This is a genomic window from Bacillus sp. L_1B0_5 (assembly GCF_000836715.1).
GTDB classification, from domain to species: domain Bacteria; phylum Bacillota; class Bacilli; order Bacillales; family Bacillaceae_G; genus Bacillus_A; species Bacillus_A thuringiensis_S.
The window spans coordinates 1-322 of the sequence record NZ_JXIS01000237.1 but is presented as its reverse complement, the minus strand read 5'-3'; the positions used below and the strand labels follow the sequence as shown (position 1 = coordinate 322).

Genomic DNA, 322 nt, shown 5'->3' with positions numbered 1-322 from the left:
CTGTGAGAGTAGGACGTTGCCAGGCAATATTATTCCGCAGTAGCTCAGCGGTAGAGCTATCGGCTGTTAACCGATCGGTCGTAGGTTCGATTCCTACCTGCGGAGCCATTGGAGAGCTGTCCGAGTTGGCCGAAGGAGCACGATTGGAAATCGTGTATACGTCACAAGCGTATCAAGGGTTCGAATCCCTTGCTCTCCGCCATAGGATTTATAATATTTGGCCCGTTGGTCAAGTGGTTAAGACACCGCCCTTTCACGGCGGTAACACGGGTTCGAATCCCGTACGGGTCACCACTTTGGAGGATTAGCTCAGCTGGGAGAG

Annotated in this window: 3 tRNA genes; all 3 read left to right on the top strand. The window is 52.8% G+C overall.

Annotated features, from left to right (window positions below):
• Window positions 1-33: 33 nt before the first annotated feature.
• Window positions 34-108: transfer RNA gene (locus RT27_RS32110), tRNA-Asn, on the top strand.
• 2 nt (window positions 109-110) lie between these two features.
• Window positions 111-202 (top strand) — tRNA-Ser (locus RT27_RS32105).
• A gap of 17 nt (window positions 203-219) precedes the next feature.
• A tRNA-Glu gene (locus RT27_RS32100) sits at window positions 220-294 on the top strand.
• The last annotated feature ends 28 nt before the right edge of the window (window positions 295-322 follow it).